The sequence below is a fragment of the Pseudomonas sp. KH_040 genome (assembly GCF_057839305.1).
Window position 1 is genome coordinate 648202 of the sequence record NZ_CM174487.1, and the last position, 23526, is coordinate 671727.

The window sequence follows — 23526 nt, forward strand, 5'->3', positions numbered from 1 at the left end:
GATGTCTTCAACCACTCAAAAAAGCATTGATATCAAAAAAAGCCTGGTTGAGGCGATTCTGGCCGGCCTGATTGCCCTGATCGTATTCGGGCCGATTGTCGGCGTCGTACTCGAGGGTTACAGCTTCAATCTTGAGCCGACCCGCGTGGCGTGGATTATCGGCATTGTCATGATCGGCCGCTTCGCCCTCAGCTTGTTCCTGCAAACACCCAAGGGCCTGAAGATCCTCGACGGATTCGAGAGCACCGGTTCCGGTGTGCATGTGCTGCCAAGCGACCATAAATCGAGCCTGCGCTGGATCATCCCGCTGCTGATTGTGCTGGCGATCATCGTGCCGTTTGTTTCCAACTCCTATCTGCTGGGCGTGGTGATCCTCGGATTGATCTACGTGCTGCTGGGGTTGGGGTTGAACATTGTGGTCGGTCTGGCCGGTCTGCTCGATCTGGGTTACGTGGCGTTCTATGCCATCGGTGCCTACGGTCTGGCGCTCGGTTATCAGTATCTCGGTCTGGGCTTTTGGACGGTGTTGCCGCTGGCGGCGATCACTGCCGGGCTGGCCGGGTGCATCCTTGGCTTCCCGGTGTTGCGTCTGCACGGCGACTATCTGGCAATCGTGACCTTGGGCTTCGGTGAAATCATTCGCCTGGTCCTCAACAACTGGTTGTCGCTGACCGGCGGCCCGAACGGTATGCCGGCGCCACTGCCGACGTTCTTCGGTCTGGAATTCGGCAAACGGGCGAAGGATGGCGGGGTGCCGTTTCACGAGTTCTTCGGCATCGCCTACAACCCGGACGTGAAGTATTACTTCATCTACGCGGTGTTGTTCCTCGTGGTGTTGGCTGTGCTGTACATCAAGCATCGGCTGGTGAAAATGCCGGTCGGTCGCGCTTGGGAAGCCTTGCGGGAAGATGAAATCGCCTGCCGCTCGATGGGCCTCAACCACGTGCTGGTCAAGCTCTCGGCGTTCACTATCGGTGCATCGACCGCAGGTCTGGCCGGGGTGTTTTTCGCCACCTACCAGGGCTTCGTCAACCCGACCTCGTTCACCTTCTTCGAATCGGCACTGATCCTCGCCATTGTCGTGCTCGGCGGCATGGGCTCGACCATCGGCGTGGTGATTGCGGCATTCGTACTCACCGTCGCTCCGGAATTGCTGCGCGGCTTCGCTGAATATCGCGTGCTGCTGTTCGGCATCCTGATGGTGTTGATGATGATCTGGCGACCACGCGGGCTGATTCGCATCAGCCGTACCGGGGTCACTCCACGCAAAGGTGCCATTCACTATGAGAGGACTGCGCCATGAGTGAAGTCGTACTCTCTGTTGAAAAACTGATGATGCATTTCGGTGGCATAAAGGCCTTGAGCGATGTCAGCCTGAAGGTCAAACGCAACTCGATCTTCGCCCTGATCGGCCCCAACGGCGCCGGCAAGACCACGGTGTTCAACTGCCTGACCGGGTTCTACAAAGCCACCGGCGGCAAGATCGAACTCAATGTGCGCGGCCAGCAGACCAACGTCATTCAGTTGCTGGGTGAGTCGTTCAAACCGACGGATTTTGTCTCGCCGAAATCCTTCCTCAGCCGCATGTACTACAAGATGTTCGGCGGTACGCACCTGGTAAACCGTGCAGGCCTGGCGCGGACATTCCAGAACATTCGTCTGTTCAAGGAAATGTCGGTACTGGAAAACCTGTTGGTGGCCCAGCACATGTGGGTCAACCGCAACATGCTCGCCGGCATCCTCAACACCAAGGGCTATCGCAAGGCCGAAAGCGACGCGCTGGACTGCGCCTTCTACTGGCTGGAAGTGGTCGATCTGGTCGACTGCGCCAACCGGCTCGCCGGTGAACTCTCCTACGGCCAGCAACGCCGTCTGGAGATCGCCCGGGCCATGTGCACGCGGCCACAGATCATCTGCCTCGACGAACCGGCTGCCGGCCTCAACCCTCAGGAAACCGAAGCGCTGAGCGCGATGATCCGGCTGCTGCGCGACGAGCACGATCTGACCGTGGTGCTGATCGAACACGACATGGGCATGGTAATGAGCATTTCCGATCACATCGTGGTGCTGGACCACGGCATCGTCATCGCCGAAGGCGGGCCTGAAGCGATCCGCAACGATCCGAAAGTGATCGCGGCCTATCTGGGCGCCGATGAAGAGGAGCTGGTATGACGCAACCGATCCTCGAACTCAAAGACCTCGACGTCTTCTACGGTCCGATCCAGGCCCTCAAAGGTGTGTCGCTGCAGATCAATGAAGGGGAAACCGTCAGCCTGATCGGCTCCAACGGGGCGGGGAAATCGACGTTGCTGATGTCGATCTTCGGCCAGCCACGGGCCGCGGGCGGGCAGATCCTTTATCAAGGCGTCGATATCACCCACAAGTCCTCGCACTACATTGCTTCCAACGGCATTGCGCAGTCGCCGGAAGGGCGGCGGGTGTTTCCCGACATGACCGTCGAGGAGAACCTGCTGATGGGCACCATCCCGATTGGCGACAAGTACGCCAAAGAGGACATGCAGCGCATGTTTACGCTGTTTCCACGGCTGGAAGAGCGACGTAACCAACGGGCGATGACCATGTCTGGCGGTGAACAGCAAATGCTCGCCATTGCTCGGGCACTGATGAGTCGACCGAAGCTGTTGCTGCTCGATGAACCTAGCCTCGGGTTGGCGCCGATTGTGGTGAAGCAGATCTTTGCGACCCTGCGCGAATTGGCGAAAACCGGCATGACCATTTTTCTGGTCGAGCAGAACGCCAACCATGCGCTGAAACTGTCTGACCGCGCGTATGTGATGGTCAACGGCGAGATTCGCCTGACCGGCACGGGTAAAGAGTTGCTGGTGAATGAGGAGGTGCGTAACGCCTATCTGGGCGGGCACTGATTCTTCCAGCGTTATGCACAGCCCCGGCGACGCAAGTCCCGGGGCTTTTTCATTCCGCAAACATACCGCACGCCTGTGTAGGAGCTGCCGAAGGCTGCGATCTTTTGATGTTGTCTTTAAAGATCAAAAGATCGCAGCCTTCGGCAGCTCCTACAGGGAATTGATCAGTGATTTCAAGTCTTGCGTGGAATTGTGGAAAACAAATTCCCATAGCTGCCAAAGCGCGACATATAGACGCTGCAAATGGCTGTTTTTCCACAGTTTTGACTTGTCCCCGGTTACTGTGGAGCTGGCTGTGAATAACGTGGGTGTATCTGGCTGCGCGCCTTGTAAGCCGTGGCCTGCAAGGATGTGGTTGTTTTTTGATCAGGCGTTTTTACGAGAGCAGGAGACGTCGTTGTCAACCTTTTTTTGGGTGCCACCTCAGCGGCCATTGCATGTCAACAAGCCTGTGGATAAGTCTGTGATTAAACTCTGGAAAGACTGCGCTGAGGGCCGTAATTACTGGCCTCGCGCAATCACTGTGTTGACTGTCCGCTCGTGCAAAATGCCATGTCCCGCACATCCGCCACTTCAGGGTCAAGCAAAAAACTTTCTATTTCGCCCGCAAAGCCTTGTGTGGCGCGGCTTTGCGCGTTTGCACTTGCCCCCGGAAACTGTGGAAGGGACTGTGGATAACATGCGTGCACATGGCTACAGGCCACGGTTGCTATAGCGTTGGTGCGATTGGTTGTTTTTTGTACAGCTTGTGGGTGTTGCCCGTGAATGCGCGTGCGGGCATGCTGCCTGCTGATTTTCTATTCCAAGGGCTGCCCCGGCGGTCGAAGCAAGGAGAACACGATGTCCAACACCCTGTTTATCACCGGCGCGACGTCCGGATTTGGTGAAGCCTGTGCCCGCCGTTTTGCCGAGGCTGGCTGGAAACTGGTGCTGACCGGTCGTCGTGAAGAACGCCTCAATGCGCTGTGCGCCGAGCTGTCGAAGCAGACCGAAGTGCATGGCCTGGTGCTCGATGTGCGCGATCGCAAGGCGATGGAGGAGGCGATTGCCAACTTGCCGCCATCGTTCGCCAAGCTGCGTGGCCTGATCAACAACGCAGGTCTGGCACTGGGCGTGGACCCGGCGCCGAAGTGCGATCTGGACGATTGGGACACCATGGTCGACACCAACGTCAAAGGCCTGATGTACGCAACCCGCCTGCTGCTGCCGCGCCTGATTGCCCATGGCCGTGGCGCCGGCATCGTCAACCTTGGCTCCATCGCGGGCAACTATCCGTACCCGGGCAGCCACGTGTATGGCGCGACCAAAGCGTTCGTTAAACAGTTCTCGCTGAACCTGCGTTGCGACTTGCAGGGCACCGGTGTGCGGGTCAGCAACATCGAGCCGGGGCTGTGCGAAAGCGAGTTCTCGCTGGTGCGTTTTGCTGGCGATCAGGAGCGTTACAACGCGACTTACGCCGGTGCCGAGCCGATCCAGCCGCAGGACATCGCCGAAACGATTTTCTGGGTAATGAATGCGCCGGCGCACATCAACATCAACAGCCTGGAATTGATGCCGGTGAGTCAGACCTGGGCCGGGTTTGCCATTGAGCGCAATAAGGCCTGACACCGCGTTAAGGCCAATCGCTGGCAAGCCAGCTCCCACAGATTTATTGGCGTACACAAATCTTGTGAACGGCTCGATACTTGTGGGAGCTGGCTTGCCAGCGATGAGGCCAGAACAGGCAAAAAATGGCGATAAGGTAAACTCCCCTCGCAACAACCCAACCGCACCCCGCGGTTTTCAAGGTTTTTCGAGGAGTCAAAGTGAGTAACCGAGGTGAGCAGGCACTGCTCAAACAATCGACCATTCTGATGTTGGCGGTGGCGATTGCCGGGATCGTCACCGGTTTTGTTTCAGGTTCCCAGTCCATCCTGTTTGATGGTTTTTTCTCGCTGATCGCAACGTTCATCAAAGTCCTGATGCTGATCACTGCCAAGCTGATCGCCAAGGAAAGCAACCACCGTTTCCAGTTCGGTTTCTGGCACCTGGAACCCATGGTGCTGCTAATCGAAGGCAGCTTCCTGATGTTGATCGCGATCTACGCGTTTCTCAACGGCGTGTTCGGCATCATCAACGGTGGCCGCGACATCGAGTTAGGACTGGTGATCATTTATGCCGCGGTGTTTACCGTGGTCGAATTCGCCTACTTCTTCTACGTGCGCCAGCGTAACCGCAAGCTCAAATCCAGCCTGATCCAGTTCGACAACATCAGCTGGCTGGTGGACGCGATGCTGTCGGTAGGCCTGTTGATCAGTTTCCTTGCGGCGTTGCTGCTCAAGTCCCAGGGTTATGGCCAGTGGGCGGTGTATGTCGATCCGCTGATCCTGATCGTGCTGGCGCTGACCATGTTGCCGCCGGCGTTCAAGATCCTTGGGCCGGCGCTGCGCGATGTGCTGGGGATTGCCCCGGACACGCTGGATGATCAGGTGCGCCAAGTGATGGACGCGGCGAAAACCGAGCATGGTTTCGACGATTACGTGTCGTACGTGCAGAAGCACGGGCGGGCGCGGTTTATCGAGATTCATGTGGTGTTGCCAGCGGATTATGCGCTGAGCCATGTCGGACAGCTGGATACGTTGCGCGAGGAGATTTCGGCGAAGCTGGGCAAGCCGGATGCGGCGCGCTGGTTGACCATCAGTTTTACCGGGGACAAGAAATGGATTGCCTGAAGACCACGTAACGGCCATTCGTCGGATTGCCGCCCGGAGCAGGCTCACTCCTACATTTGGAATGCGTTCCCTGTAGGAGTGAGCCTGCTCGCGATAGCTATTTATCCGTCAGCGCAGATATTCAGCCAGGCCGCTATAGCAAGTCGCCAAGTGATACGGCGTAGTCGAAGGCATGTCCTTGCGACTCACCTCGCCCAATTCATCCCGACACTCATGCCAGCCACCCGCGTGCAGAAACCGCTGCTGCAACGCCTGCAACTGGCGCAGCACCACCGCTTCACTGCCCTGACGCAAGGTCAGCGCGCGCAGATATTCCGCCTGAGCCCAGATCCGCTGAGTCGAGTCTCGCGGGCGTCCGTCCATTTCCAGATCGAGCATTGCCCGCACCGCGCCGGATGGCTGCACCACACCGTATTGCTCGGTGAAGGCAAACGCCCGGTCGAGCGCCGCGTGCAGTTTCGAACCCCGCAACACCGCAGACGATTCCAGCAGGAAATACCATTCGAACTGGTGCCCCGGCTCATACCAGTTATCCACAGCGCCGAGAGGCTTCTCCATCAACACGCCATATTGCGGATCGACGAACCGCTTGTGCATGGCTGTGCATAACTCCAGCAGTGCTTTCTGCGTCTGGGCATCTTCGCGCACGGCAAGGGTCGCGAGGAATGCTTCGGCCAGATGCATCAACGGGTTTTGCAGCGGACCGGTTTGCAGGGTGATCCAGTCGCGTTCCAGGCAGGCTTCGTACAATCCATCGCCGGTGGCGAAGCGTCGGCCAATGATTTCCAGGGCCGCGTTCAGCGTCGACTCGACCAGCGGATCGCCGGACTTTGCCCAATAATGCGCGCAGGCAAACAGGATAAACGCGTGGGTGTAGAGATCCTTGCGCTGATCCAGCGGCTTGCCCTGCGCATCGATGCTATAGAACCAGCCGCCATGATCGGCATCATGAAAGTGCCGTTGCAAGGAGCGGAACAGCGCCGCCGCACGGACTTCAGCGTTATCCACAACTCCGATCAGACTGGAAAACAGATACAGCTGTCGCGCACAGGCCATCGCCCGGTAGCGCTGCGGTGGCAGCGGCTGATGCGCGGCGTCCAGCGCCTCATAGGGCAACGCCATGTCGGCGTTCCAGCCCGGGCCTTGCCAGAGCGGCACGATCACGTCGACGAAGTGCTGTTGCACAGCGCCAAACAGGGCGGTCAATTCAGGCAGGGAGGTGGAGCGGGAAGCGTGGGGCATGGGCGGACGTCGTCACGGCTGGGGCGATTGCGCGACATGGTAGCAGAGCGGCGGCCGTTAGAGTCTTGGTGTCTGATCGGCCGTCATCGCTGGCAAGCCAGCTCCCACAGGTGATTGGGTCAGTCCACAATTGTGTGAACACCAAATATCCTTGTGGGAGCTGGCTTGCCAGCGATGAGACCGGTACAGGCGATGGAGATTAGCCTGCCAGCAGCCAGGCGCCTGTTATTGCTGAGGCAGCACCTGCAAGGCGCACCAACGGTGCCGCAGCCTTAGGCAGGAAACGCACTACTCCATAACCCGCCGCATGCAGTGCAGCTGTCGCGGCCACAAAACCCGCCGCATACGCCCAAGGACTGCTCATGTCCGGCAGTTCCAAGCCATGCGCCACGCCATGGAACAGCGCAAATACCGCCGTCGCCACCACCGCCATGACCAACGGCGGACGCACCGCCAGCGCCACCGCCAGACCCAACGCCAGCACCGACGCGGCAATCCCGCTTTCCAGTGCCGGCAATTCCAGCCCTTCAAACCCAAGCATGCCGCCAATCAACATGGTGCCGACAAATGTGCACGGCAGCGCCCAGCGCGCCGCGCCTTGCTGCTGCGCCGCCCACAAACCGACCGCCACCATCGCTAGCAAATGGTCGAGGCCGCCGATCGGGTGGCTGATACCGGCGATCAAGCCACTGTCGCCATGCCCCGGGTGTGCGAAAGCCAATGCCGGCGTCAGCAGCAGCGCCACAGCGCCAAGAATACGTTTGAGTGTCATGGATAAGCTTCCTTGTTGAGCAGTGAATCAGGCTGCGGTCAGCAGGCCCTGGCGTTCGATGAAGGCGATGATTTGCTCAAGGCCCTGACCGGTTTTCTGGTTGCTGAAAACGAACGGCTTGCCGTTGCGCATGCGTTTGGTGTCGCTGTCCATCATCTCCAGCGAGGCGCCCACCAGCGGTGCGAGGTCGATCTTGTTGATCACCAGCAGATCGGATTTGCAGATCCCCGGTCCGCCCTTGCGCGGCAGCTTGTCGCCGGCCGAGACGTCGATCACGTAGATGGTCAGGTCGGACAGCTCCGGGCTGAAAGTCGCCGAGAGGTTGTCGCCGCCGGATTCCACCAGAATCAGATCCAGCCCCGGAAAACGCCGGTTCAGTTGATCGACCGCTTCAAGGTTGATCGAGGCGTCTTCGCGGATCGCCGTGTGCGGGCAGCCGCCGGTTTCCACGCCGATGATCCGCTCCGGTGCAAGGGCTTCGTTGCGCACGAGGAAATCGGCGTCTTCGCGGGTGTAGATATCGTTGGTGACCACGGCGAGGTTGTAGCGCTCGCGCAGCGCCAGGCACAGGGCCAGGGTCAACGCGGTTTTGCCGGAACCGACCGGGCCGCCGATGCCGACGCGCAGAGGTTGTGTGTTCATCGAGTATTTCTCCTAAGAACGGAAGAGTCGGCTGTACTGGCGCTCGTGGGCCATGCACGCCAGGGACAGACCAAACGCGGCGCTGCCCATGTGTTCGGGATCGATTCGGCTGGCGTCCTGCTGCGCCTGTTGCAGCAGCGGCAGCAGTTCGCTGGTCAGGCGTTGCGCGGCTTGCTGACCCAGCGGCAGGGTTTTCATCAATACGGCGAGCTGGTTTTCCAGCCAGCTCCACAACCATGCGGCGAGCGCGTCCTGCGGGTTGATGCCCCAGGCACGCGCGGCCAGCGCCCAGCACAGGGCCAGATGCGGTTCAGTGCATTGATCGAGAAAGCTGCGGGCGGATGCGTCGAGTTCTGGCAAACCGTTGAGCAACTGCTGCAACGAATAGCCCATCTGCCGGCTCTCCAGATGCAACTCGCGCGTCTCGCGACTGGCGCGATGGCTTTCGCAAAGGATCTGCAAATCAGCCCACTGTTCATCCGCCGCCGCCTGGCAATGCGCGAGCAATAGCGGCGCTTCGAAGCGAGCGAGGTTGAGCAGCAACTGATCGCTGATCCAGCGCCGAGCGCTGTCCGGATTGTTGACGCGGCCGTTATCCACCGCCATTTCCAGGCCTTGTGAATAGCTGTAGCCACCAATCGGCAGCTGCGGACTGGCCAGGCGCAGCAGCGCCCAGGCCGGATTCACAGGCGTACGCCGAACTGATGGAGTTTCGGCGCGTAATTGAAGTCTTCGTCGCCGTGGCGTGAATGGTGATGGCCGCCGCCATAGGCGCCGTGCTCCGGCTGGAATGGCGCTTCGATCGCTTCGACCTGCGCACCAAGCTGTTCCAGCATGGCTTTGAGCACGTAGTCGTCGAGCAAACGCAGCCAGCCATCGCCGACTTGCAGGGCGACGTGGCGGTTACCCAAGTGATAGGCAGCGCGGGTCAGTTCGAAGGCGTTGGCGCAGGTGACATGCAACAGGTGTTCGGGACGGGCGCAGACGCGGACGATGCGGCCGTCTTCAGCCTGTAGGCATTCGCCGTCATACAGCGGCGACTGACCGCGCTCCAAAAACAACCCGACGTCTTCGTCCTCGGCACTGAAACAGCGCAAACGGCTTTTGCTCCGTGCTTCGAAGGTCAGGTGCAACTCGGCGGCCCAGACGGGTTGAGGGTCGATTCTGCGGTGAATCACCAGCATCGGAAAACTTCCAGCTATGGACAATACTCTGGCTAGAGCAAGGGCCTTGCCAATCGGACGAGATGTAGGAAATCCCTGTCGGAGCGTAGTGGATGTTTCAAGATGTTGCGGGAATATGAAAGGTTTTGGTGCGTGAAGATTTTTTTATGCACCAAATAGAGGCTGTGACACCGCACCTTTGTAGGAGTGAGCCTGCTCGCGATAGCGCAGTGTCAGTCAGCAAATATGTAGCTGTTAAACCGCTATCGCGAGCAGGCGAAGGCCTACAGGGGACCGGATGTATCAGTAAGGAAGAGGTTGTTACTCGGTACTGCCTAGCCCTTGCCAGTGCTTGAGGCCAATGAAGATAAAGCGCAGTTGCTGGGTGATCTTCGCCTGCGGCGTCAGATGCTCCGGCAGGGCTTCGGCGGGCGGGTCGATGATGTCGGGGAGGGTAGCGAACACCGATTTGACGATCAGGTCAGCCATCACGCTCAAACCGGCGGCATCCAGATGCTGCAGCTTGGGCATCATCGTCAGGTCGGCCGCGAGGTCGGAACTGATGTTCTCGCGCAAGCGCCCGATCGCCTGGCGCACCGGCAGCGAACCGCCGTACTGCTCGCGCGCAAGAAACAGGAATTGCGAGCGATTGGCGCTGACCACGTCGAGGAAAATCCGCACCGAGGCGTCGATAATGCCGCCCATGACGAATTCGTTGTGGCGCACCAAGCGAATGGTTTCGCGGAAGGTCTGGCCGACTTCGCTGACCAGCACCAGGCCTAACTCGTCCATATCGGCAAAATGCCGGTAGAAACCGGTGGGCACAATCCCGGCGGTTTTCGTCACTTCACGCAGGCTCAGGCTGCCGAATCCTCGGCCGCTTTCCATCAGGTGGCGGGCAGCGTCCATCAAGGCGTTGCGGGTCTGTTGTTTCTGTTCGGCGCGGGGCAGCATCGCAGGGTGTGTTCTTTGGCAGGACAAGCGCCGCACTCTAGCAAATCGGCTTTGTCGGCGTCGAACGGGAGGGCATGCAGCGGAAGATTTTATCGGGCCGGAAAAGTCAAAAGCCCAATCCGTGGATTGGGCTTTTTTTCGAGGCCGCCATGGGCTTAGCTCAAAGCGCTGTTGCGTTCGATCACACGGTCACCACCACCTTCGGCAAGGGTCTGGCCTTGTGGAGTGCGGTCGCCGCCATCGGAAGCCAGGGTCTGGCCTTGTGGGGTGCGGTCGCCGCCGTCAGAAGCCAGGGTCTGGCCTTGTGGGGTGCGGTCGCTACCGTCGGACGCCAGGGTCTGGCCTTGTGGAGTGCGGTCGCTACCGTCAGACGCCAGAGTTTGACCTTGAGGAGTCTTGTCGTAGCCGTCTTGAACCAGACCTTTCTCTTCCAGGCGATCGCGGCCGCCTTCAGCCAGGGTCTGGCCTTGTGGAGTACGGTCCGAACCATCAGCTGCTACGGTTTGGCTGAATACCGAGTGGCTGGATTTAACTTGCGGAGTCGCTTGGTCGGCAGCGGGCAGGGCGAAAGCAGTGCTGGCTAGCATCGACAGGGTAAGGCTGAGCAGTAATTGGCGTTTCATGATGGGTTGCTCCTTGGGAGGGCGATAAAGTGGGTACGAGGGCAATGCTACTCTCGATAAGTCGATATAAAAGTTCATAAACGCAATGGTAATAATCAACAGAATTGATTGTTCTGCCGGGAGGCTCTAGATCGCGGCTTTCCGGCCGACGGTTTTGCACCGGGGTGGGTATTTCCGACTCACTCGCGCCTCGCAAAAGTGCGGTCGCGGTAACACTGTTCGACTGGTTGGTCAGATTTCGCGCGACTTTTTGCGCAGTAATCGGCCTTTCGATTAAACCTGCGGCTGGTTTGCCAGTCGTAGATTTCATGAGGGCCGCTTTGGCCCGCCGTTTCAGCCGTGCGCTGCAGTCTTTGCGTGCGGTCGTGATCAGGAGCTTTGTGCATGACGCGCACTGGAAAAATCTTCAGCTGGACCTTCGCCATCCTCGTGCTGCTACTGGCCGTGCTGGTATTGATCATCGTGTTCTTCGACTGGAACCGGATCAAACCGCCGCTCAACGCCAAAGTCTCGGAAGAACTGCACCGACCGTTTGCCATCAACGGCAATCTCGCGGTGATCTGGCAGCGCGAGCCGGACGAGGGTGGCTGGCGCGCGTGGGTGCCGTGGCCGCACGTGGTCGCCGAGGACTTGAGCCTGGGCAACCCGGACTGGTCGAAGCAACCGCAGATGGTCACGCTCAAGCGCGTTGAGCTGCGTATCTCGCCGCTGGCGCTGTTGGCGCAACGGGTGGTGATTCCGCGCATCGACCTGACCGAGCCCAATGCCCAGTTGCAGCGTCTGGCCGATGGCCGCGCCAACTGGACGTTCAAGTTCGACCCGAAAGATCCGAACGCTGAACCGTCGAACTGGGTGGTCGACATCGGCGCGATCGGGTTCGACAAGGGGCACGTCACCCTCGACGATCAGACACTCAAGACCAATCTCGATGTGCTGATCGATCCGCTGGGCAAGCCGATCCCGTACAGCGACATCGTTGGTGCCAAGGCGGCGAAAACCGCGCAGGACAAGGGCGGTGCGCCGCAGGATTATGCGTTTGCCTTGAAGGTCAAAGGCCAATACCACGGGCAGAACCTCACCGGCCAAGGCAAGATCGGCGGGTTGCTCGCCTTGCAGGATGCGCGCAAGCCATTCCCGCTGCAGGCCCAGGCGAAGATCGGCGACACCAGCATCGAACTGGCTGGCACGCTGACCGATCCGCTCAATCTCGGCGCCCTCGATCTGCGCTTGAAACTGGCCGGCGCCAGCCTCGGCAATCTCTATCCGCTGACCGGCGTGACCCTGCCGGATACGCCACCGTACGCCACCGACGGCCATTTGATCGCCAAGCTGCATGACGAGGCCGGGGCGAAATTTACCTATGAGCAGTTCAACGGCAAGATCGGCAGCAGTGATATTCATGGTGACCTGACCTACGTCGCCAGCCAGCCGCGACCAAAACTCAGCGGCGCGTTGCTCTCCAATCAACTGTTGTTCGCTGACCTCGCACCGCTGATCGGCGCCGACTCCAATGACAAGCAAAAGGCCCGCGGTGGCGAGAGCAAACAGCCGGCCGATAAAGTGCTGCCGGTGGAAGAGTTCAAGACTGATCGCTGGCGCGCGATGGACGCCGACGTCGAGTTCACCGGCAAGCGCATCGTCCACAGCGAGAAACTGCCGTTCAACGACCTCTATACCCACCTTAAGCTCAATGACGGTGAGCTCAGTCTGGAGCCACTGCGCTTCGGTGTCGCTGGCGGTAATCTCGATGCACAGATTCGCCTTAACGGCCGCACCGAACCGCTGGAAGGCCGGGCCAAACTGACCGCGCGCCGCTTCAAGCTCAAGGAGCTGTTCCCGACTTTCGAACCGATGAAGACCAGTTTTGGTGAGCTGAATGGCGACGCCGATATCACTGGTCGCGGCAACTCGGTGGCCAAGCTGCTGGGCGGCGCCAACGGCAAATTGAAGATGTTGATCAACGACGGCGCGATCAGCCGTGAGCTGATGGAACTGGCCGGGCTCAACGTCGGCAACTATGTGGTCGGCAAGATCTTTGGCGATAAGGAAGTGAAGATCAATTGCGCAGCGGCCGACTTTGACATCAAGACCGGTCTGGCGACCACGCAGCTGTTTGTCTTCGATACCGAGAACGCGATCATCTATATCGACGGCACGGCGAACATGGCCACCGAGCAACTGGATCTGACGGTGACGCCGGAATCCAAGGGCTGGCGTTTGATCTCCCTGCGTTCGCCGCTGTATGTGCGGGGCAAGTTCATCAAGCCGGATGCCGGCGTGAAGGCCGTGCCGCTGATGTTGCGTGGAGCGGGGATGGTTGCGTTGGGCGTGATTGCCGCACCGGCGGCGGGGCTGTTGGCGCTGGTGGCGCCGAGTGGCGGTGAGCCGAATCAGTGCGCGCCGTTGCTGGAGCAGATGAAGGCGGGCAAGGCGCCTGTCACCGTAAAACCGACCAAGTAATCGGTGCTCGCGAAGGCGATTTCCTGATCGTTCCCACGCTCTGCGTGGGAATGCCTCAACGGACGCTCCGCGTTCGGCAATAAAAAGGCACGCGGAGCGTGCCGGGCTGCATTCCCACGCGGAGCGTGGGAACGATCAGTCGTCAGGGGTTACAGGTCGTTCAGGATGTCAGCCATGTCATCGGCATGTTCTTCTTCCTGCGCCAGAATATCTTCGAAGATACGCCGCGTAGTCGGGTCTTTCTCGCCGATGTACTGAATGATCTCGCGATAGCTGTCGATGGCGATCCGCTCGGCAACGAGGTCTTCGTAGACCATCTCTTTGAGGGTGTTGCCGGCCACATATTGCGCGTGGGACATTTTCGACAGCAGGTCGGGGTTGAACTCAGGCTCGCCGCCTAATTGCACGATGCGCTCGGCCAGACGGTCGGCGTGCTCGGCTTCCTGGGTGGCGTGCTCGAGAAACTCTTCGGCGGCCACATGGGCTTTCACGCCATTGGCCATGAAATAGTGGCGCTTGTAGCGCAGCACGCAGACCAGTTCAGTGGCCAGCGATTCATTGAGCAAGCGCAGCACCTCTTCACGGTCGGCGCTGTAGCCCTCGGTGACGGCGCCATTCTCGACGTGTTGGCGCGCACGGTCGCGCAAGGTTTGAACATCTGACAGATGCAGGTCGTCGCTCATTTCGATCTCCTGGAGGCTAATCCGATTGTCGCCACGTTCTGCGGACGCGGTCGCTACCTAAGCTGTGAGTCATGAGCGTTGCAAAAAGTTTTACCCGATTTGCTGCGACCTTGGCACCAGTCCCGAGCGCTGCGCTTCGTCGCGCAACCAGGCAAAAAACGCCCGCACCGGCGGATGCCGCTCACGCCCCGGCACACACAACGCGCTGTAACCGGCGCCATCGACCTGAACCTCGCCCTTGTACGGCACCAGCAAACCGCTGGCGACGCTCTCCGACACCAGAATATTGCTCGCCAGCACCAGCCCTTGCCCGGCGATCGCCGCTTGCAGGGCGTAATGTTCTTCGTCGTATTCGCGGATCGCCGGTTGCTGGTTCAGCCAGTTTTCCTCGGCCTTGGCGCACCACGCTTCCCAGCCATGGGCATACAGTTTCGAGTTGTGCCAGCGCACGCTGATCAACGTTGGCGTACGCCGCGCGGCCAGCGCCACTTGCTCGGGCGAGCCATAAACGCCGAACGATTCATCGAACAGGCACAGACCGTACAGGTTCGGGTAGTCGTCGAGGCTGTAGCGCAACACCAGATCGACGCTGGCGTCCTGATGCAGATCGATGACTTCGCAGTGGGTGTCGAGGCGCACGTTGATGTTCGGATGCTGCGCATAAAAGCGTCCGAGGCGCGGCACCAGCCACAGCGCGGCAAACGCGGCGGTGGTCGATAGCGTCAGCGTGCTGGCGTTGCGCTGCGGGCGCAGGGTATCGACGCTCTGCGCCACTTCCAGCAATGCGCCGTGCAGGCTGCGAAACAGGCGCTCGCCGCCCTCGGTCAGGCGCACCTGGCGTGGCAGGCGTTCGAACAACGCGAGGCCGAGCCAGTCTTCCAGCGACCGGATCTGGTGAGAAATCGCCGTGGGCGTGACCGACAGTTCTTCGGCGGCAGCCTTGAAACTGAGCAGCCGTGACGCCGATTCAAAAGCGCGCAGGGCGGTGAGAGGCAGCGAGGCGAACATTGAAAACTCCATGGATGAAATAAACTCATCCAGACTGACTTTTGCTCATTTGAGGCTTAGGGGTGACACCTGCAATCTGCAACGACACGCCAACTCAAGTCTAGCCTCAAGGAGTTTCAGATGAGCAAAATTCTTGCGATCCATGCCAGCCCACGTGGCGACCGTTCCCATTCGCGGCGTCTGGCGGAACATTTTCTCAGTGCCTGGCAGGTGCGTCATCCGCAGGCGCAAGTGACTCGCCGCGAGGTCGGGCGGGCACTGATTCCGGCGGTCAACGAAGCCTTTGTCGCCGCCGCGTTTTATCCACAGCCTGAAGCACGCCCACTGTCGATGCAGGCCGATCTGGCCCTGAGCGATCAATTGGTCGGCGAGTTGTTCGAGCACGACCTGCTGCTGATTTCCACACCGATGTACAACTTCAGCGTGCCCAGCGGCCTCAAGGCCTGGGTCGATCAGATCGTGCGCCTGGGGCTGACCTTCGATCACACGCTGGACAATGGCGTCGCCCAGTACACGCCTTTGTTGCAGGGCAAGAAAGCCTTGATCGTCACCAGTCGCGGTGGCTTCGGCTTCGGTCCGGGTGGTGAACTGGAAGCCTTGAACCACGCCGATCCATGGTTGCGCACGGCGCTGGGTTTCATCGGCATCAATGACGTCAGCGTGGTCGCGGCCGAGGGCGAAGAGTCCGCCGAACGCACTTTCGCGGTATCGGTGGCCGAGGCGGAGCAGCGTTTGCTCAGCCTTGCCCGGGAGTTCTAGGTGGCCTGGCTGTTCTTGCTGATCGCCGCCGGGTTTGAAGTGACCTTCGCCATGGGCATGAAGTACGCCGAGGGCTTCACCCGGCTGTGGCCCTCGTTGATCACGGTGATTGCGGCGCTCGGCGGGATCTACTTCCTGACCCTGGCGATGCGTGAGTTGCCGGTGAGCATCGCCTACCCGATCTGGACCGCGATTGGTTCGCTGGGCACGGTGTTCCTCGGCTTTGCCCTGTTGGGTGAGAGCCTGACGCTGGTCAAACTGGTTTCGGTAGGGCTGATTGTGGCGGGGGTGGTGGGCCTGAAGTAGGCTGGTCGTTGAGTTGTCATGATCAGGGAGGATGCTTGGCGGGCGTTTTGCACGTCTGGCATCCACTCACCGACCACAAGGATGTTTGCCCATGTCGACGCGTTATCCATTGGTGTTGGTGCCCGGAATGCTCGGGTTTATCCGGCTGGTGCTCTATCCGTACTGGTACGGCATCATCAAGGCACTGCGCCGGGGTGGTGCGACGGTGATTGCGGTGCAAGTGTCGCCGCTCCATTCGACTGAGGTGCGCGGCGAGCAGTTGCTGGCGCGCATCGATGAGATCTTGCGCGAGACCGGGGCACAAAAGGTCAACCTGTTCGGCCACAGTCAGGGCTCGCTGACGGCGCGCTATGCGGCGGCGAAACGGCCGGATCTGGTGGCCTCGGTGACGTCGGTCGCCGGACCGAATCATGGTTCGGAACTGGCCGACTATCTGCAAAAACATTACCCGGCGGACAGCGCCAAGGGTCGTGTGCTTGAGGCATTGCTGCGTTTTGTCGGCTGGCTGATGGCGCTAATGGAAACCGGTTACCACGGGCCGAAACTGCCGGTGGATATTCACGCCTCGCATCAATCACTGACGACGGAGGGCGTGGCGCTGTTCAACCAGCGTTATCCACAGGGCTTGCCGGAAACGTGGGGCGGGCACGGGCCGGAAGAGGTCAACGGTGTGCGCTATTACTCGTGGTCGGGGACATTGCAGCCGGGCAAGACTGATCGTGGCGGGAATTTGTTTGACGGGACGAATCGAAGTTGCCGGTTGTTTGCGAAAACGTTTGTGCGTGAACCGGGGCAGTGCGATGGGATGGTCGGACGGTACAGCTCGCATCTGGGCACGGTGATTGGCGATGACTATCCGCTGGATCACTTCGACATTGTTAACCAGTCGCTGGGGCTGGTGGGTAAGGGCGCGGATCCGGTGCGGTTGTTTGTCGAGCATGCGGCGCGGCTGAAGGCTGCAGGCCTTTAGGATCAAAAGATCGCAGCCTGCGGCAGCTCCTACGGGTTCAGTGTCGAACACAGATTTTGTGAACGCCCCGAACTCATGTAGGAGCTGCCGCAGGCTGCGATCTTTTCCATCAGGCAACGCTGATTCGGCGGCCCAACACGGTCGTCCAGCGCTCGGAAAGAATCACCCCGCCCAATGTCAACAACCCGCCCACCAAGTGATACATCGCCAACTGCTCCTTCAACACCACCGCCGCAATCAGCGCGGTAATCAATGGCAGCAGGTTAAAGAACAACGTCGTGCGGCTCGGCCCCAGACGCTGCACAGCCTGCATCCACGCCAGCGGCGCGAGCATCGACGCCAGCAGGCACGCATACAGCACCAGCGGAATGTTCTGCAGAGTCAGCCCGGTCTTCGGCGAAGCTGCGTATAGCGGAAACAACACGACAATCGCCACCAGCACCTGCAAATACAGCAACACCAGCGGCGGCAGGCGCAACTGCCATTTTTTCAGCAAAGTGCTGTAGATCGCATACGCCAGGGTCGCGATCAGCATCATCGCATCACCCATGTTCACGCCGTGTTGCAGCAAAGCGCCGAGGCTGCCGGAGGACACCACCACCAGCACACCGGCAAACGACAACACCGCACCGACCAGGGCCCCCGCCGTCAGGCGCTGACCGAGACTGATGATTGCCATGGCCAGCGACATCAACGGCATCAGCGACAGGATGATGCCCATGTTGGTGGCGGTGGTCAGGGTTGCGGCGAAGTAGGCGAGGCTTTGATACACCGCCATGCCGAGTACGCCGAGGATGAAAATCTTGCCCAGGTTCGGGCGGATCTGCGGCCAGTGCGCGATCACCGCTTTGAGCATGAACGGGGTGAACAGCAAACCGGCGAGGAGCCAGCGATAGAAACCGATCTCGGCGGGGAAGATTGCCCCGACCGCGAGTTTGTTGATCACGGTATTGCCGGCCCAGATAAAAATCGCCAGCAGCGGAAACGCGTATTGCATGAGTTGAAACCATTACGTTGATGAAGGGCGATTATCCCTTGTCTGGATGCAGGCCTATACTTCGAACCGGACAACCTGCCTCTGAAACCGGACAGCATGAACAGCAAACACATCGATCTGCTGGATTTCAGCGAACTGCCATCGGCGGTGTACTTCCGCTACGCCGACTTCAATGCCCATGAATACGCCGCGCCGCATCGCCATCCGTGGGGCACGCTGGAGTACGCCGCTCATGGCGTGCTGCACATGGACGTCGACGGCAGCCGTTTCATGTCACCGCCACAGTACGCGGTGTGGGTACCGCCGCAGGTCGAGCACAGTTTCTACAGCCATCAACCGGTCAACTATCGCGCGGTGTGCCTCGACCCCAAGGTCTGCGCCGAACTGCCGAAGCGCGCCTGTACGCTGGCGATCAGCGACATTCTCAAGGCGATTCTCAAAGACTTCGCCGCCCGCGACGTGAAGATTCCCGAACTCGATGCCGATCAGCGTCTGGCGCAGGTGTTGGTCGATCAACTGCAACAGGCCCCAGTGCATGAGTGTTATCTGCCGTACGCGAGCAGTCCGGGGTTGCTGGCAATCCTCGAAACCTTGCAGGCCGAACCGGGCAACAATCAGCCGCTGGCGCATTGGGCGCTGCAAGTGCACGTCAGTGAGCGCACGCTGGCCCGGCAATTCGTTCGGGAGTTGGGGATGAGTTTCGGCGAGTGGCGCCAGCGTCTGCGTTATCTCGCGGCAATCGAGGCGCTGGAGACGTCGCGCAGCGTACAGGAAATCGCCTTCGATCTTGGTTACAGCAGCGGCTCGGCATTTATCGCCATGTTCGCGCGGCAGGCCGGTTGCACGCCGGAGCAGTATCGCCGTAGCCATCTGGAAGGCAGGAAGGTGTAACAAGATTTGGCTACACTCCAGCAGAGGCCGCCCCCATCGGAGCGGCGACAAGGAGAAAACTCCATGAAGATGTTGCGTGTGCCGTTGTTGATGATTGGTTTGCTCCTGTGTTCCCAGGGTTTCGCCGCCACGGCGCAACAGAACAAAATGACCACCTGCAATGCCGATGCGACCGCCAAGAGTCTGAAAGGCGATGAGCGCAAAACCTTCATGAGCACCTGCCTCAAGGCAACGCCAGCGGCCAACGATGCCAAGGCCCTGACCCCGCAGCAGGAAAAAATGAAAACCTGCAACGCCGACGCGAAAACCAAAGCCCTGACCGGCGATGCGCGCAAGACGTTCATGAGTGATTGCCTGAAGAAAAAATAACCTGGTTCTGTGGGGTGCGCCCTCACCCTAACCCTAACCCTCTCCCAGAGGGAGAGGGGACTGACCGCGGTGTCTCAAGAAACTCGTCGACCTGAAAAAACCGGTCGATTATGGATTCCATGGCGCTATTTCAGGTCACCGGGTATCCAGAGCATCCCCCAATCAGTCCCCTCTCCCGGAGGGAAGAGGGGACTGACCGTGTTGTTTTCAGATATCCATCGACCTGAACTATCTGGCCGATTCTGGATTCAATACAGGACTGGCAGGTCGCCGGATTTTTTCGCCATTCCTCGATCGGTTCCCTCTCCCTTGGGAGAGGGTTAGGGTGAGGGGACCTGAAGCACCGCATATTTCTAGTGCTCACCCCGGAACGCTGGCAGACTGCCAATCCTTTTACGCCGTTCGTTTTGAGGCTGTATGCCAACGTTTTCTGAGCGTCATGTAGTGTTCTGGGTCAGTTGCATCATCATTTTCGGCGGTTTGCTGCTGGTGCTACCGTTGCGCTTGTTGCCGAGTCTGCTGGCCGGGCTATTGGTATTTGAACTGGTCAACATGCTCACCCCGCAACTGCAACGGCTGATCGAAGGCCGCCGCGCGCGTTGGCTGGCGGTGGCGTTGCTCGGCACTTTGGTGGTGAGTGTGCTGGCGTTGATCTTCGCCGGCGCGATCAGTTTTCTCCTGCATGAAGCGGAAAACCCCGGCGCTTCCCTCGACAAATTCATGGGTGTGGTCGACCGCGCGCGCGGGCAATTGCCGCCGTTCATCGACGCCTATCTACCGGCCAGTGCTGCCGAGTTTCGCGTGGCGATTGGCGAGTGGATGAGCAAGCACCTGTCCGACCTGCAACTGGTCGGCAAAGACGCCGCACACATGTTCGTCACGCTGCTGATCGGCATGGTGCTCGGCGCGATCATTGCCTTGCAGCGCATCCCCGACGTGACCAAGCGCAAACCGCTGGCTGCGGCCCTGTTTGATCGCTTGCACTTGCTGGTGCAGGCCTTCCGCAACATTGTCTTCGCGCAGATCAAGATTTCCCTGCTCAACACCTTCTTCACCGGGATCTTCCTCGCGGTGATCCTGCCGATGTTCGGCATCAAGTTGCCACTGACCAAAACCCTGATCGTGCTGACCTTCCTGCTCGGCCTGTTGCCGGTGATCGGCAACCTGATGTCGAACACGCTGATCACCATCGTCGGCCTGTCACTGTCGATCTGGGTGGCGATTGCCGCGCTGGGCTATCTGATTTTTATCCACAAGCTCGAGTACTTTCTCAACGCGCGCATCGTTGGCGGGCAGATCAGTGCCAAGTCGTGGGAGTTGCTGTTGGCGATGCTGGTGTTCGAGGCCGCGTTCGGCTTGCCGGGAGTGGTGGCGGGGCCGATTTATTATGCGTACCTGAAGAGTGAGTTGAAGTTGGGCGGGATGGTTTGATCCAAGCCTTGTAGCGCTTGAGCGGGCCTCTTCGCGAGCAGGCTCGCTCCCACATTTTGAGCGCATTCCTTCAGTTGAAATGCGACCCACTGTGGGAGCGAGCCTGCTCGCGAATGGCGCGCCGCCGATTCTGGATCAGGCCATCGACCCGTAGCGCTTCATCGCTTCAATCGCCAGACCGCTACCAATGCTGCCAAAGATATTGCCTTCAACATGTCGGGCATTCGGCAGCATCGCCGAGACGCTGTTGCGCAGCGCCGGAATCCCGCTCGAACCGCCGGTGAAGAACACCGTATCAACCTGATCCACCGCCACACCGGCATCGTTCAACAGCTGCGTAACGCTGCCGCGTACCCGCTCCAGCAAGGCGTCGATCGCCGACTCGAACAGCGCGCGCGTCAGTTCCACGCTCAGCCCGGCCTCGATCCGGTCCAGCGGCACATGGCGGCTGTCGGTGTGGGTCAGCTGGATCTTGGTTTCTTCGACTTCCATCGCCAGCCAGTGCCCGGCGCGTTGTTCGATCAACTTGAACAGGCGATCGATGCCGCCAGTGTCTTCGATGTCGTAGCGCATGCTGCCCAGCGCCAGGCTGGATTTCTGCGAGTACACCGAGTTGATGGTGTGCCAGGTCGCCAGGTTCATGTGGTGGCTGGTCGGCATGTAGGCGCCGCTCTTCATGCGGCTGCCGTAGCCGAACAGCGGCATCAGACCTTGCAGGCTCAGCTGTTTGTCGAAATCGGTCCCGCCGATGTGCACACCGCCGGTGGCGAGGATGTCATCGTGACGGTTATCGAGGCCACGACGCTCGGGCGACAGGCGCACCAGCGAGAAGTCGGAGGTACCACCGCCGATGTCGACGATCAGCACCAGCTCTTCTTTTTCGATGGTCGACTCGTAGTCGAAGGCGGCGGCGATCGGTTCGTACTGGAACGACACGTCCTTGAAGCCGATCTTGCGCGCCACTTCGACCAGCGTGTCTTCCGCTTCCTGGTCAGCCAGCGGATCGTCATCGACGAAGAACACCGGACGCCCGAGCACCACCTGCTCGAATTCCCGACCAGCGGCGGTTTCCGCACGGCTCTTCAACTGGCCGATGAACAGGCCGAGCAGGTCCTTGAACGGCATCGCCGTGCCGAGCACGCTGGTGTCGTGCTTGATCAGCTTGGAACCGAGCAGGCTTTTCAGCGAGCGCATCAGCCGGCCTTCGTAGCCTTCCAGGTACTCGTGCAGCGCCAGACGGCCGTAAACCGGGCGGCGTTCCTCGATGTTGAAGAAGACCACCGACGGCAGGGTGATCTTGTCGTCTTCCAGCGCGATCATCGTTTCCATGCCGGGGCGCAGCCAGCCGACGGTGGAGTTGGACGTGCCGAAGTCGATGCCGCAGGCACGGGCTGGAGAGGCGTCTTTCATGTCTTTCGGTTCCGGTCAAAAAAACGGCCGCGCAGTGTATGTCAGTGCGCGCCAGAATCGAAGGCCGGTCATCTGCTATTTCACGACTAAACTGCCTTGAAACCTCAAGCTTTGCCCCAAACTTGCTGGCATGGGCCGGCAGAACCACCGGCGGTCGCAAGAACCGCCGTCCACTGCCGATAAACTTCTGCTGCGCCACCCGGTCACAACCTTGAGATCGGTCAACCTGGCACGCGCGAATCGGCGCATGCTGGCATCGGCGCGAAATCGATAACGGACGGTGATTCCTTCGATGGACTTCAAAGACTATTACAAGATACTCGGCGTGGAGCCGACAGCAGACGACAAGGCAATCAAGGCTGCCTATCGCAAGCTGGCGCGCAAATACCACCCCGATGTCAGCAAGGAAAAAGACGCCGAGGCCAAATTCAAAGACGCCTCGGAAGCTTATGAAGCGCTGAAAAGCGCCGACAAACGCGCCGAATATGACGAGCTGCGCCGTTATGGCCAGCATGGTCAGCCGTTCCAGGGGCCACCGGGCTGGCAGAGCCGTGGTGGCTTTGGCGGCGGCGGTGCTGACACCGGCGACTTCTCGGACTTCTTCAGTTCGATCTTCGGCAATCGCGGCCCCGGTTTCGGTGGCGGCGAAGGTCGGCAACAACGCAGTGCTGGGCGCCGAGGGCAAGACGTGGAAATGGAACTGCCGATCTTCCTCGAGGAGACGCTCGCTAACGAATCGAAGAAAGTCACCTTCCAGGTGCCGCAATACAACGCCAACGGCCAGCACGTCAGCAATACCAGCAAGAGCCTGAACGTGAAAATTCCGGCGGGCGTGACCGACGGCGAACGCATCCGCCTCAAAGGCCAGGGCGCACCGGGCGTCGGTGGCGGGGCGAATGGCGACCTGTACCTGACCATTCGTTTTGCGCCACACCCGAAATTCGATGTTGAAGGCGAAAACCTGATCATCACCTTGCCGCTGGCACCGTGGGAACTGGCGCTGGGGGCTGAAGTGGCGGTGCCGACCCTGACCGGCAAGATCAACTTGAAGGTGCCGGCCGGCAGCCAGAACGGCCAACGCATGCGCGCCAAAGGTCATGGCCTGAAAAACAAGGCGGGCGAGCGCGGTTACCTGTTCGTCCAGCTCAAAGCCGTGATGCCGAAAACCTCGGACGACGAGGTCAAGGCGCTGTGGCAGGAACTGGCGAAGAAAGCCGCGTTCAACCCGCGCGAGAACTTCTGAATTCGAC

Annotated in this window: 24 protein-coding genes; 13 read left to right on the forward strand and 11 right to left on the reverse strand. The window is 59.9% G+C overall.

The window, feature by feature from the left end:
• Nucleotide 1 precedes the first annotated feature (1 nt).
• From livM to AC3IUF_RS02825, 5 genes are all read left to right on the forward strand, one after another.
• Complete coding sequence (livM, locus tag AC3IUF_RS02805) at nucleotides 2-1303, forward strand: high-affinity branched-chain amino acid ABC transporter permease LivM (RefSeq protein WP_007915896.1); 1302 nt, start codon at nucleotides 2-4, stop codon at nucleotides 1301-1303.
• A complete protein-coding gene (locus AC3IUF_RS02810) occupies nucleotides 1300-2172 on the forward strand; it encodes an ABC transporter ATP-binding protein (RefSeq protein ID WP_007915898.1) in 873 nt (290 codons plus the stop codon). The genes livM and AC3IUF_RS02810 overlap by 4 nt, the downstream gene beginning before the upstream one ends.
• A complete protein-coding gene (locus AC3IUF_RS02815) occupies nucleotides 2169-2885 on the forward strand; it encodes an ABC transporter ATP-binding protein (RefSeq protein WP_007915900.1) in 717 nt (238 codons plus the stop codon). The genes AC3IUF_RS02810 and AC3IUF_RS02815 overlap by 4 nt, the downstream gene beginning before the upstream one ends.
• 840 nt (nucleotides 2886-3725) lie before the next feature.
• A complete protein-coding gene (locus AC3IUF_RS02820) occupies nucleotides 3726-4490 on the forward strand; it encodes an SDR family oxidoreductase (protein ID WP_007915905.1) in 765 nt (254 codons plus the stop codon).
• Nucleotides 4491-4690: 200 nt separating this feature from the next.
• Nucleotides 4691-5596 carry a cation diffusion facilitator family transporter gene (locus tag AC3IUF_RS02825; protein WP_489280307.1) on the forward strand — a complete coding sequence of 302 codons (906 nt, stop codon included), beginning with the start codon at nucleotides 4691-4693 and terminating at the stop codon, nucleotides 5594-5596.
• A 108-nt stretch (nucleotides 5597-5704) separates the two neighbouring features.
• Here AC3IUF_RS02825 and AC3IUF_RS02830 read toward each other — a convergent pair whose 3' ends face one another.
• From AC3IUF_RS02830 to AC3IUF_RS02860, 7 genes are all read right to left on the reverse strand, one after another.
• Nucleotides 5705-6838, reverse strand: a complete 1134-nt coding sequence (locus AC3IUF_RS02830; RefSeq protein WP_489280308.1) for an AGE family epimerase/isomerase — start codon at nucleotides 6836-6838, stop codon at nucleotides 5705-5707.
• 199 nt (nucleotides 6839-7037) lie between these two features.
• The gene (locus AC3IUF_RS02835) at nucleotides 7038-7610 is read right to left on the reverse strand and encodes a HupE/UreJ family protein (protein ID WP_489280310.1); all 573 of its coding nucleotides are present in this window, start codon (nucleotides 7608-7610) and stop codon (nucleotides 7038-7040) included.
• Nucleotides 7611-7637: 27 nt separating this feature from the next.
• Nucleotides 7638-8252, reverse strand: coding sequence for an urease accessory protein UreG (gene ureG, locus AC3IUF_RS02840; protein WP_007915910.1), 615 nt, complete (start codon nucleotides 8250-8252; stop codon nucleotides 7638-7640).
• Between the two features lie 12 nt (nucleotides 8253-8264).
• Nucleotides 8265-8939, reverse strand: a complete 675-nt coding sequence (locus tag AC3IUF_RS02845) for an urease accessory protein UreF (RefSeq protein WP_007915911.1) — start codon at nucleotides 8937-8939, stop codon at nucleotides 8265-8267.
• Nucleotides 8936-9436 carry an urease accessory protein UreE gene (ureE, locus tag AC3IUF_RS02850; RefSeq protein ID WP_414916657.1) on the reverse strand — a complete coding sequence of 167 codons (501 nt, stop codon included), beginning with the start codon at nucleotides 9434-9436 and terminating at the stop codon, nucleotides 8936-8938. Before ureE ends, AC3IUF_RS02845 begins: the two co-directional genes overlap by 4 nt.
• A gap of 300 nt (nucleotides 9437-9736) precedes the next feature.
• Nucleotides 9737-10369: a TetR family transcriptional regulator gene (locus AC3IUF_RS02855; protein WP_007915913.1), complete on the reverse strand. Its 633-nt coding sequence runs from the start codon at nucleotides 10367-10369 to the stop codon at nucleotides 9737-9739.
• 155 nt (nucleotides 10370-10524) lie between these two features.
• Nucleotides 10525-10992 carry a hypothetical protein gene (locus AC3IUF_RS02860; protein WP_095113518.1) on the reverse strand — a complete coding sequence of 156 codons (468 nt, stop codon included), beginning with the start codon at nucleotides 10990-10992 and terminating at the stop codon, nucleotides 10525-10527.
• A gap of 384 nt (nucleotides 10993-11376) precedes the next feature.
• Here AC3IUF_RS02860 and AC3IUF_RS02865 point away from each other — a divergent pair, with 384 nt between their 5' ends.
• Nucleotides 11377-13452: an AsmA family protein gene (locus AC3IUF_RS02865; RefSeq protein WP_414893217.1), complete on the forward strand. Its 2076-nt coding sequence runs from the start codon at nucleotides 11377-11379 to the stop codon at nucleotides 13450-13452.
• Between the two features lie 149 nt (nucleotides 13453-13601).
• Here the strand turns inward: AC3IUF_RS02865 and AC3IUF_RS02870 are convergent, their stop codons facing one another.
• Both AC3IUF_RS02870 and AC3IUF_RS02875 read right to left on the reverse strand, forming a co-directional pair.
• Entirely contained in the window at nucleotides 13602-14135 is a 534-nt protein-coding gene (locus AC3IUF_RS02870) for a ferritin-like domain-containing protein (protein WP_007915920.1), read from the reverse strand.
• A gap of 90 nt (nucleotides 14136-14225) precedes the next feature.
• Nucleotides 14226-15155: a LysR substrate-binding domain-containing protein gene (locus AC3IUF_RS02875; RefSeq protein WP_176472347.1), complete on the reverse strand. Its 930-nt coding sequence runs from the start codon at nucleotides 15153-15155 to the stop codon at nucleotides 14226-14228.
• 108 nt (nucleotides 15156-15263) lie between these two features.
• Here AC3IUF_RS02875 and AC3IUF_RS02880 point away from each other — a divergent pair, with 108 nt between their 5' ends.
• From AC3IUF_RS02880 to AC3IUF_RS02890, 3 genes are all read left to right on the forward strand, one after another.
• Nucleotides 15264-15902, forward strand: coding sequence for an FMN-dependent NADH-azoreductase (locus AC3IUF_RS02880; RefSeq protein WP_095113521.1), 639 nt, complete (start codon nucleotides 15264-15266; stop codon nucleotides 15900-15902).
• A complete protein-coding gene (locus tag AC3IUF_RS02885; RefSeq protein WP_095113522.1) occupies nucleotides 15903-16208 on the forward strand; it encodes a DMT family transporter in 306 nt (101 codons plus the stop codon).
• A gap of 91 nt (nucleotides 16209-16299) precedes the next feature.
• A complete protein-coding gene (locus AC3IUF_RS02890) occupies nucleotides 16300-17178 on the forward strand; it encodes an alpha/beta fold hydrolase (protein ID WP_489280314.1) in 879 nt (292 codons plus the stop codon).
• A gap of 109 nt (nucleotides 17179-17287) precedes the next feature.
• Here the strand turns inward: AC3IUF_RS02890 and AC3IUF_RS02895 are convergent, their stop codons facing one another.
• Nucleotides 17288-18175: a DMT family transporter gene (locus tag AC3IUF_RS02895; RefSeq protein WP_095121883.1), complete on the reverse strand. Its 888-nt coding sequence runs from the start codon at nucleotides 18173-18175 to the stop codon at nucleotides 17288-17290.
• A 96-nt stretch (nucleotides 18176-18271) separates the two neighbouring features.
• Between AC3IUF_RS02895 and AC3IUF_RS02900 the strand changes: the two genes are divergently transcribed.
• The 3 genes from AC3IUF_RS02900 (at nucleotide 18272) to AC3IUF_RS02910 (ending at nucleotide 20866) form a co-directional block, all read left to right on the forward strand.
• Nucleotides 18272-19066: an AraC family transcriptional regulator gene (locus AC3IUF_RS02900; RefSeq protein WP_016985402.1), complete on the forward strand. Its 795-nt coding sequence runs from the start codon at nucleotides 18272-18274 to the stop codon at nucleotides 19064-19066.
• A 63-nt stretch (nucleotides 19067-19129) separates the two neighbouring features.
• Nucleotides 19130-19435, forward strand: coding sequence for a PsiF family protein (locus AC3IUF_RS02905; protein ID WP_007915930.1), 306 nt, complete (start codon nucleotides 19130-19132; stop codon nucleotides 19433-19435).
• A 417-nt stretch (nucleotides 19436-19852) separates the two neighbouring features.
• Nucleotides 19853-20866, forward strand: coding sequence for an AI-2E family transporter (locus AC3IUF_RS02910; protein ID WP_007915933.1), 1014 nt, complete (start codon nucleotides 19853-19855; stop codon nucleotides 20864-20866).
• A 135-nt stretch (nucleotides 20867-21001) separates the two neighbouring features.
• Here AC3IUF_RS02910 and AC3IUF_RS02915 read toward each other — a convergent pair whose 3' ends face one another.
• Nucleotides 21002-22276 (reverse strand): Hsp70 family protein, encoded by a 1275-nt coding sequence (locus AC3IUF_RS02915; RefSeq protein ID WP_489280317.1) that lies wholly within the window; start codon nucleotides 22274-22276, stop codon nucleotides 21002-21004.
• Between the two features lie 292 nt (nucleotides 22277-22568).
• Between AC3IUF_RS02915 and AC3IUF_RS02920 the strand changes: the two genes are divergently transcribed.
• The gene (locus AC3IUF_RS02920) at nucleotides 22569-23519 is read left to right on the forward strand and encodes a DnaJ C-terminal domain-containing protein (protein WP_007915937.1); all 951 of its coding nucleotides are present in this window, start codon (nucleotides 22569-22571) and stop codon (nucleotides 23517-23519) included.
• Nucleotides 23520-23526: the final 7 nt, after the last annotated feature.

Coding starts and splice junctions, on each gene's coding strand:
- livM (WP_007915896.1), top strand. CDS start 2: ATGTCTTCAACCACTCAAAAAAGCATTGATATCAAAAAAAGCCTGGTT.
- AC3IUF_RS02810 (WP_007915898.1), top strand. CDS start 1,300: ATGAGTGAAGTCGTACTCTCTGTTGAAAAACTGATGATGCATTTCGGT.
- AC3IUF_RS02815 (WP_007915900.1), top strand. CDS start 2,169: ATGACGCAACCGATCCTCGAACTCAAAGACCTCGACGTCTTCTACGGT.
- AC3IUF_RS02820 (WP_007915905.1), top strand. CDS start 3,726: ATGTCCAACACCCTGTTTATCACCGGCGCGACGTCCGGATTTGGTGAA.
- AC3IUF_RS02830 (WP_489280308.1), bottom strand. CDS start 6,838: ATGCCCCACGCTTCCCGCTCCACCTCCCTGCCTGAATTGACCGCCCTG.
- AC3IUF_RS02835 (WP_489280310.1), bottom strand. CDS start 7,610: ATGACACTCAAACGTATTCTTGGCGCTGTGGCGCTGCTGCTGACGCCG.
- ureG (WP_007915910.1), bottom strand. CDS start 8,252: ATGAACACACAACCTCTGCGCGTCGGCATCGGCGGCCCGGTCGGTTCC.
- ureE (WP_414916657.1), bottom strand. CDS start 9,436: ATGCTGGTGATTCACCGCAGAATCGACCCTCAACCCGTCTGGGCCGCC.
- AC3IUF_RS02855 (WP_007915913.1), bottom strand. CDS start 10,369: ATGCTGCCCCGCGCCGAACAGAAACAACAGACCCGCAACGCCTTGATG.
- AC3IUF_RS02860 (WP_095113518.1), bottom strand. CDS start 10,992: ATGAAACGCCAATTACTGCTCAGCCTTACCCTGTCGATGCTAGCCAGC.
- AC3IUF_RS02865 (WP_414893217.1), top strand. CDS start 11,377: ATGACGCGCACTGGAAAAATCTTCAGCTGGACCTTCGCCATCCTCGTG.
- AC3IUF_RS02870 (WP_007915920.1), bottom strand. CDS start 14,135: ATGAGCGACGACCTGCATCTGTCAGATGTTCAAACCTTGCGCGACCGT.
- AC3IUF_RS02875 (WP_176472347.1), bottom strand. CDS start 15,155: ATGGAGTTTTCAATGTTCGCCTCGCTGCCTCTCACCGCCCTGCGCGCT.
- AC3IUF_RS02880 (WP_095113521.1), top strand. CDS start 15,264: ATGAGCAAAATTCTTGCGATCCATGCCAGCCCACGTGGCGACCGTTCC.
- AC3IUF_RS02890 (WP_489280314.1), top strand. CDS start 16,300: ATGTCGACGCGTTATCCATTGGTGTTGGTGCCCGGAATGCTCGGGTTT.
- AC3IUF_RS02895 (WP_095121883.1), bottom strand. CDS start 18,175: ATGCAATACGCGTTTCCGCTGCTGGCGATTTTTATCTGGGCCGGCAAT.
- AC3IUF_RS02900 (WP_016985402.1), top strand. CDS start 18,272: ATGAACAGCAAACACATCGATCTGCTGGATTTCAGCGAACTGCCATCG.
- AC3IUF_RS02905 (WP_007915930.1), top strand. CDS start 19,130: ATGAAGATGTTGCGTGTGCCGTTGTTGATGATTGGTTTGCTCCTGTGT.
- AC3IUF_RS02910 (WP_007915933.1), top strand. CDS start 19,853: ATGCCAACGTTTTCTGAGCGTCATGTAGTGTTCTGGGTCAGTTGCATC.
- AC3IUF_RS02915 (WP_489280317.1), bottom strand. CDS start 22,276: ATGAAAGACGCCTCTCCAGCCCGTGCCTGCGGCATCGACTTCGGCACG.
- AC3IUF_RS02920 (WP_007915937.1), top strand. CDS start 22,569: ATGGACTTCAAAGACTATTACAAGATACTCGGCGTGGAGCCGACAGCA.